The sequence below is a fragment of the Caloramator proteoclasticus DSM 10124 genome (assembly GCF_900129265.1).
Classification (GTDB): domain Bacteria; phylum Bacillota; class Clostridia; order Clostridiales; family Caloramatoraceae; genus Thermobrachium; species Thermobrachium proteoclasticum.
The window spans coordinates 1-7,742 of sequence record NZ_FQVG01000080.1 but is presented as its reverse complement, the minus strand read 5'-3'; the positions used below and the strand labels follow the sequence as shown (position 1 = coordinate 7,742).

The window sequence follows — 7,742 nt, the reverse complement described above, 5'->3', positions numbered from 1 at the left end:
CAATCTCTGCTGCTATTGGTCTTACTTCATTTTCTACAAACTTTTCAAACATTTGTTTTGATAGCTGCTGTTCTCTTGTTAATGAAAAATCCATATAATCACCCCAAACTTGTTATAAAATTAACTTTCGTTATTAACATAGCAATTTCTGTGCCAATTTTTTTGTTTAAAAATAGTTAAATGCTAAATATTGTTGTAAAAAAATAAGACAGGACATAAAAAATTTGTCCTGTCTTTGATACACTCTATATAGCCTCTTGGCATAATTTGTCCGATTTTCTGTACAGTTTGTAGCAAATCTTTATAAACTTGTCTACATTTAAGTACACTTTATTCTATAATCATAATATCATCAAACTTCGTCTTTCCAAGTGAACTTAATCTTACACCTGCAAGATGTTTATGGGCTGCAAATCCTGATTGAGGATGATATAAAAATACCCAAGGTGCATCATCTACAATTATCTCCTGTATCTTTTTATACATCTCTATTCTCTTTTCAGGATTTACTATTGTCTTTGCCCTTGCCATAAGTTCTAAAACTTCTTGATTTTCATAGCCTGTAAAATCTGTGAAATTTGCTGGGTTAAACAGAGGTTCTAAGTAGTTGTCTGCGTCACCTGTATCTGCAACCCAACCACTTATGAATATATGACACTTTGCAATACTTTCTGGCTTTAAGTACTTATCTGCAGAAACTTTATCAATTACACATTCAATTCCAACAGCCTTTAGATCTTCCTTCATATACTCTGCTATTCTTTCATTTGCAGAAGTACCATTTCCTTGTCTTATTTGTATAACTAACTTCTCCTTTATACCCTTTTTACTTAAAATCTCCCTTGCCTTTTGTGGACTGTATTCATAACCTCTTAGGTATTTGTTATCGATTATACTTGGTGGAAGTGGTCCCTTTGATTCAACAGCCATACCACCCATTACTTCATCTATTATTCTTTTCTTGTTTATTGCATAGTTTAGTGCCCTTCTTACATCCTTATCCTTAACAAAGGCGGACGAACTTCTTAAATTTATTCCTGCATAGGTTGTTGTCATAACATTTTGTAGTTTTACAGTGTTACTTAGACCTGCCTCTTTAATCTTTTCAAGAGTATTTCTATCATCAACTGGAATGAAATCATATTCTCTATCTACAAACTTCTTAACAACATCATCATCTACATAGGTTACTTCTATTTTATCTATATATGCACATCCTCCAAAATAGTCGTGGAAGGCTTCAAGAACACATCCATTTTCACTCACATTAGTTATTTTGTATGGGCCACAGCCTGTAAATACTCCTCTTTCCACATCCTCTTTGGCAAGTATAGCACAACAGCTTTGAGCAAGGTTTAGTAAGAATCCTGTATAGGGCTTTTTTAGCTTTAGTGAAATACAATATTTATCTAATACCTTTATACCTGAAACCTCTCTTATTTTCCCTTGATTATATTCTGCTGCACCTTCTATGTCAAATAGGAACCAAGAATTTGGTGAGTTTAGCTTTGGACTTAAAAGTCTTTCAAAGGAGTATTTTACATCCTGTGCTGTAACTTCTCTTCCATTGTGGAATTTAATTCCCTTCTTTAGATTAAAAATCCAAGTAAGATTATCCTCTTCAACATACCAACTCTTTGCAACACCAGGATATATCTCTACACCAAGTCCTGGAGTTAACAGTCCTGCGTGAACGTTAATAAATATCTTTGCACTTTGTTGGTCAAAGGCCATTGCAGGGTCTAGTGTTGATGGAGTTCCATTTATTGTTGTCTTTAAAACTCTACTTTCTTCTTCAACCTCATCTATCCTGCTTAAAAGATTATCTGAAACATTTTTCAAATCGTTGGATACTTCAATTAGTGATTCTATTGCATTTTTTGTATACTCTGTTGAAAGGGCTGCTGATTCAACCTTTGCCATAACCTTTTCAGAGGTTTTATTCATATCTTCTGTGGAGCTTATAACCTTTTCTAAGCTTTGAGTTTGTTCTTGTATTGCATTTTTTATTTCTATTGAGGTTCTTGCTGTTGTGTTTACAGCTTCTATTATATTATTGAAAACCTCCATAGTATGGTTTGCCTTTTCCACGCCTTCTTTTACCTTAAGGTTGCTCCTTTGAATTGCATCTATTGTTTGTTTTATGCTTGAATTGATTTCTTGTATAGTCTTTGAAATTGTATCTGCAGATTCCCTACTTCTCTCTGCAAGCTTTTTAACCTCTGTTGCAACAACTGCAAAGCCACGTCCTGCCTCTCCTGCACGTGCTGCTTCTATTGAGGCATTAAGGGATAGTAGGTTTGTCTGTTCTGCTATATCTCTTATTATCTTTAACATATCATTTATATGTGATGCCTTTTCTTCAAGTGAAATAACTGCATCCTTTACATAGTTCATTGATGTTTCTATTTCATTCATTGCACCTATTGAAACCTCAACGGCACTATTCCCCATCTTTGCAGTCTCTAATGTTTGTGCTGCTATCTGTTCTGAATTTATTGTACTTGCATATACCTCCTCTGCAAGTGCAGTATATTGATTTATCTCGTGAACAAGATGCTCTATTGCATCCATCTGAACTTCTACATCCTTAGTTATTGTAGTTATAGAACTAATTAATGCCTGTGTTGTGTTTTTTGTTTCATCAAGCTTTGAAGTTATCCTGTCCACTATTGCCCTTTGGTTTTTCTTTAAAAGTGCAAGTTTTGCATCCCTTTTATTTACTTTAACCTCAGGAACAAAGTCATCTTTAGTTACTGCAATTTCTTGATTCTTTCGTTTAAAAAACATCAGAATACCCCCCACAGATTTGTTCTAACATTTATTTATCGTCTTTTTTTAAAATTTCTTAACAACGAAATTAGAAATTAAACGTAAAATATAATTAATTTAAATCTATTTTATAAAAATAAATTATACATTAAAATTATACATAAGTAAACCAATTATTTCTTCTTGAGGAATATAATAATATTGAGGTGAATATAAGTGGATGTAAAAAAATTAAAGCTTTTGCTACCTAAACCTGAAGGTCCAAAACTTGATTATAAAGAGGATATATCATTAAATACAGAGAGTGAAAAAAAGGAACTTGCAAGGGATGTATGTGCTATTGCCAATATCTTTGGAGGAAGAGGCTATATCATATACGGTGTTGAAGATAAGACTAAAAAAATAGTAGGAATAAATAAGGATGATTTTAATGAAGAAAAGATTCAACAGATTATAAGTACAAGACTTGACCCTCCTGCAACAGTATCTGCAGAACTTGTAAACTATCACGGAAAATACCTTGGAATAATAACCATATATAGTTCAAACAATAAACCCCATCAACTTAAAGAAAATGGTGCATTTTATATAAGAAGAGGTTCTACAACTGATTTTATGCACAAGGAAGAGATTGCATATATGCTTCAAGAATATGGACTTATTCATATTGAACAAACTCCAGTTTTTAATGCTCAAATATCAGACTATGATTTTAAGCTTATAGAAAAATATTTTAATCTCTCTGGTCTTAACTATCAAAAAGATGAAGTGCAGCTTATTTCATCGGGATTTTTATATCAAGATAGAGAGACCAAGAAGATATATCCAACTCTTGGTGGAATACTCCTTTTTTCAAAAAATCCTCAAATCTATTTTCCCCACACATCAGTTTTAATAAAGGATTTCACATCTGGTTCGGATGCTAATATAAGGGTTTGCACAGGAAATATTTTAAGTCAACTTTATACCATAAGTGAAACTCTATCATCTATTAAGAAATATGATAATATGGATGTTATTAATTTTTGTATATCTAAAGCACTTATTGAAAGAAATTATCTTAACATAAATAGATGCATTGAAGTTTTAGTATATAAGGATAAAATAGAAATGATAATACCAGGGCTTTTAGATAAAAATAATTTTAGAAAACTTGAATTTAAGAATCTTTGGATGTATTTTAAACTTATGATTTTTGACGTTGATAAGAAATTTCTTTACCCGAATATAAAAAAACTAAAAAAGATTAAGGTATTCGAAGGCCCATCACAGGACATTACAAAGATAATAATAAGATAAAAAAATACCTGTTCTATCGCCTAAATAGAACAGGTATTTTAAGATTTCTCCTCTGTTATTTCCATTTTCTTTTCTCTCCTTATTTGCTTGTTTTCTTCATAAAATCGACAATTAGCTTATCTACCAACTGGCTCTGCTTTAAAATATCTTCATAGGAATACTTATCACTCATTTCTATCATTTCATTTAACTTCTGCATTTCTTTATTTAGTACTTCTTTTGTAATCATTCTCTTCACCACGCTTTATTTTTATAATAGCAAAATCTTTAAAAAAATTTTGTATTATTTTGTCTAATTGTTGTGTAATATTTTGTAGAATACTGATTAATTTTTTGTAATATTGTTACTAAAAATAGGAAATAACCCAAAAGTTCATATTAAATTTTATTTATAGCCTAAATGATTAATCTTCCTAAAATCCTTCTCATATAAAAAGGACAGGCATTCTAATTGAATACCTGCCCTAACAATTAATTTTTTAATAAATCTATACACCCTTCAGCAATTAGTGGTTTTGAAAAAACATATCCTTGAACATAATCGCATCCTATTTGCCTTAATATTTCTACCTGTTCCATAGTTTCAATTCCTTCTGCCGTAACAGTTAAGTCTAAACTTTTTATTAAACCAATAATATTTTTTATAGTTTCTATATTATATTTATTCACAAACCTGTCATTTAAAGACTTGTCTAATTTAACTCTATCAACAGGAATGTATGTTAGATAGCTCAAGGAAGAATAACCTGTTCCAAAATCATCTAATATCAATTTAATTCCTAAATCCTTTATTGTTTTTAATTTTTGAATAGTATGTTCATTTTTTTCTAACAATAAGCTTTCAGTTATTTCTAACTGTATTAAATCCCTATAAATATTATTTTCATCCAGATATTCCTTAATTAAATCTAAAAAAGTTCCATCTAAAAATTGTTTTACAGATATATTAATTGAAACAGGTTTTACATTTATTCCTCTATTTAGCCATTCTCTAATTTGACTTAATACGTTTTCTATTACCCAATTACCTATATCAACTATTAAATTACTCTTTTCAGCAATTGGAATAAACTTTGCAGGAGATATGTTTGAATCCTTTATTCTTAAAAGGGCTTCAAAGGATACAACTTCTCCTGTTTTTATATCATATATTGGTTGATACAGTATTTGAAAGTTATTTGTTTTAAGTGCATCTATTAATTTATTTTCTATATACGTTTTTTCCTTAACAGCCTCCTGCATTTTGGTGTCAAAATAAACATAAGTATTTTTTCCATTCTCCTTAGCCTCATACATAGCCATATCAGCCTTCATTAATAGGTGTTCAATTGACTGGCCATCTCTTGGATATAAGGCAATTCCAATACTTGTCGATATGTTTAAGCCCTTATTAATTGCAAAATCACTTACCCTATCCTTTATTTCGTTAACCAACTCTTCTATTTTTGTATAATCTGTGAATTTATAAATTGCTATAAACTCATCTCCAGCCATTCTGTAAAATCTTAAACCATCATATATAGTTTCTATATCTTTAAATATATTTGATATATCAACCAAAACATTATCACCATAAATATGCCCTAATGTATCGTTTACGTTTTTAAAATTATCTAAATCTAAAAGTAATAAACAGCCCTTATTTTCAACAAATACAGACATATGTAATTTATTTAAAATATTATTTAAAAAGTGCCATAAATTTTATGGCACTTTTTATTATTCAACCTTAAATCTACTTACTATATTAGCTAAATCCATAGCCATAGCACTTAAGTTTTGTGCTGTTGCAGCAACTTCTTCTGATGCTGCTGATATTTCTTGGGATGAAGCTGCAACCTCCTCTGATGCTGCTGTGTTTTCCTCTACAATTGCACTTACCCCTTCTACCTTTGATAAAACCTCATCCTTAGATTTTACTATTCTATCCATTCCCTCATATGTTCTATTCATAAGAGGTGCTATATTTTCTATAGAATTTAATATATCTACAAAAGCCATTACCGTATTATCTACTACACTTGTTTGAGCTTGTATAAATGTCTCAACCTCATTTGATGTCTTTATTACTTCTTCTGTATCCTTTTGGATTGAATTTACAAGTTCAACTATCTCTGCTGTAGATTTCTTTGATTCTTCTGCAAGTTTTCTTACTTCATCTGCAACTACCGCAAATCCACGTCCTGCCTCTCCTGCTCTTGCTGCCTCTATTGCTGCATTTAGAGCAAGTAGGTTTGTTTGTTCTGAAATTGCATTTATTACATTTGTTATATTATTTATCTCCTTAACTGAAGCTGTAAGTGTTCCAACTTTATTTACAACAACTTCAAAGGCATTTTTGATTTCGGTTATTGATTTTACAAGCTTGTCCATTTCAGCATTTCCAATATTTGCTTTGTTTGTTGCATTATCTGTTTCTGTCTTTACATTTCTAAGTTCAGCGTATACATTTTCTATATTTGTAGTTAAATCTGCTATTAGATTTACTATATCCTGTAGGTCATTTGCCTGAGATGTTGCACCCTCTGCCACCTGTTCCATTGTCTTCGCAAGTTCCTGTGATGATGATGCCATCTCCTCTGATGTTGCAGATAATTCCTGTGAACTTGCACTTAGAATTTCTGTATTTTCTTTTATTTCAGCCAACGCATTTTTCATATTATCTATAACTTTTGATAGAGACTTATTCATTTCTATAAATTCATTTTTTCCTTCAGTATCCAGCTCTACTGTAAAATCATATTGACTTAACTTTTCTGCAACATAGTTTATTTGTGCCATAGAATTTTTTAATAATTTTGTAGACAAATAAGCAAAAACTGCTGATATAATTACCATTATTAAAGAAACGCTAAGCATTATAGTTCTTGATTTAGAATAAAGTAAATTTGCTCTATCAACAGCTATTGTTGCCTCAGATGCATTTTTTTGCACTAATGTATCTATTGCATTTTGAATATTCAAAGTTAAACTTTTTAAATTTTGAGTTTCCTCTGCAGATATTGATTGTCCTGTCTTTAATTGGTTAATTAATAGTTTTGAATTATCCATATATGCTTTATATGCACCTTCTACTTCTAATAACATCTTCTTTTGTTCTTCATTCATCTTAGTATTTCTATAATGTTCAAGTATATTATCAATATTGTCTTTTTGTTTATTTATATTTTGTTCTAATGTTTCATCATATTTGTTTGAATAGACCATTTGTGATAATGATAATCTTATCTTATAAAATTCTGTTTCAATATGCTTTAGTTCAAGGGATGGTAGCATCCTTTCATTGTAAAGATTATTCATATCCCCACTTAATACCCGCATATTTCTCATTCCTAATAATGAAATACCAATTAATGAAGCTCCCATAAAGGCAATTAGGATTAATATAAGAGAAAACATTTTGATGTTTTTAAGAAAGTTTTTACTCCCTGTACTATTCCCTCTTACCATTAAAAACACTCCTCATTAATTTGTATTCAATTATTTAAAATAGATTTTTTATTGGTTTTTAATTCTTATTTTAGTATATTAAACTTTTAAATTTAAAAATCTATTTTAATTATATCATATGACATAAATTGATGTAAACTGCTTTACTTTGACATTTATCGACATAATAATATTACATTTTTGTTAGTTAGGTTAAATCTATGTTAAATAAATATAATAAA

General features: G+C 30.0%; 6 protein-coding genes. 1 reads left to right on the top strand and 5 read right to left on the bottom strand.

The features are described from left to right. Both BUB63_RS13750 and BUB63_RS12380 read right to left on the bottom strand, forming a co-directional pair. On the bottom strand, positions 1 to 94 hold a 94-nt coding region (locus BUB63_RS13750; protein ID WP_143290292.1), incomplete at its 3' end, for an acyl-CoA/acyl-ACP dehydrogenase. Between the two features lie 236 nt (positions 95 to 330). Further along, complete coding sequence (locus BUB63_RS12380; RefSeq protein WP_073250222.1) at positions 331 to 2,790, bottom strand: ABC transporter substrate-binding protein; 2,460 nt, start codon at positions 2,788 to 2,790, stop codon at positions 331 to 333. A 198-nt stretch (positions 2,791 to 2,988) separates the two neighbouring features. On the opposite strand from BUB63_RS12380, the gene BUB63_RS12375 reads away from it, so the two are divergent. Further along, positions 2,989 to 4,071, top strand: a complete 1,083-nt coding sequence (locus tag BUB63_RS12375) for an AlbA family DNA-binding domain-containing protein (protein ID WP_073250219.1) — start codon at positions 2,989 to 2,991, stop codon at positions 4,069 to 4,071. 79 nt (positions 4,072 to 4,150) lie between these two features. On the opposite strand, the gene BUB63_RS13495 is transcribed toward BUB63_RS12375, so the two are convergent. From BUB63_RS13495 to BUB63_RS12365, 3 genes are all read right to left on the bottom strand, one after another. Then, complete coding sequence (locus BUB63_RS13495) at positions 4,151 to 4,300, bottom strand: Spo0E family sporulation regulatory protein-aspartic acid phosphatase (RefSeq protein WP_242826173.1); 150 nt, start codon at positions 4,298 to 4,300, stop codon at positions 4,151 to 4,153. Positions 4,301 to 4,542: 242 nt separating this feature from the next. Next, positions 4,543 to 5,751 (bottom strand): putative bifunctional diguanylate cyclase/phosphodiesterase, encoded by a 1,209-nt coding sequence (locus BUB63_RS12370; RefSeq protein WP_278299051.1) that lies wholly within the window; start codon positions 5,749 to 5,751, stop codon positions 4,543 to 4,545. A 39-nt stretch (positions 5,752 to 5,790) separates the two neighbouring features. Beyond that, on the bottom strand, positions 5,791 to 7,521 hold the full coding sequence (locus BUB63_RS12365) for a methyl-accepting chemotaxis protein (protein ID WP_073250213.1): 1,731 nt from the start codon (positions 7,519 to 7,521) through the stop codon (positions 5,791 to 5,793). Positions 7,522 to 7,742: the final 221 nt, after the last annotated feature.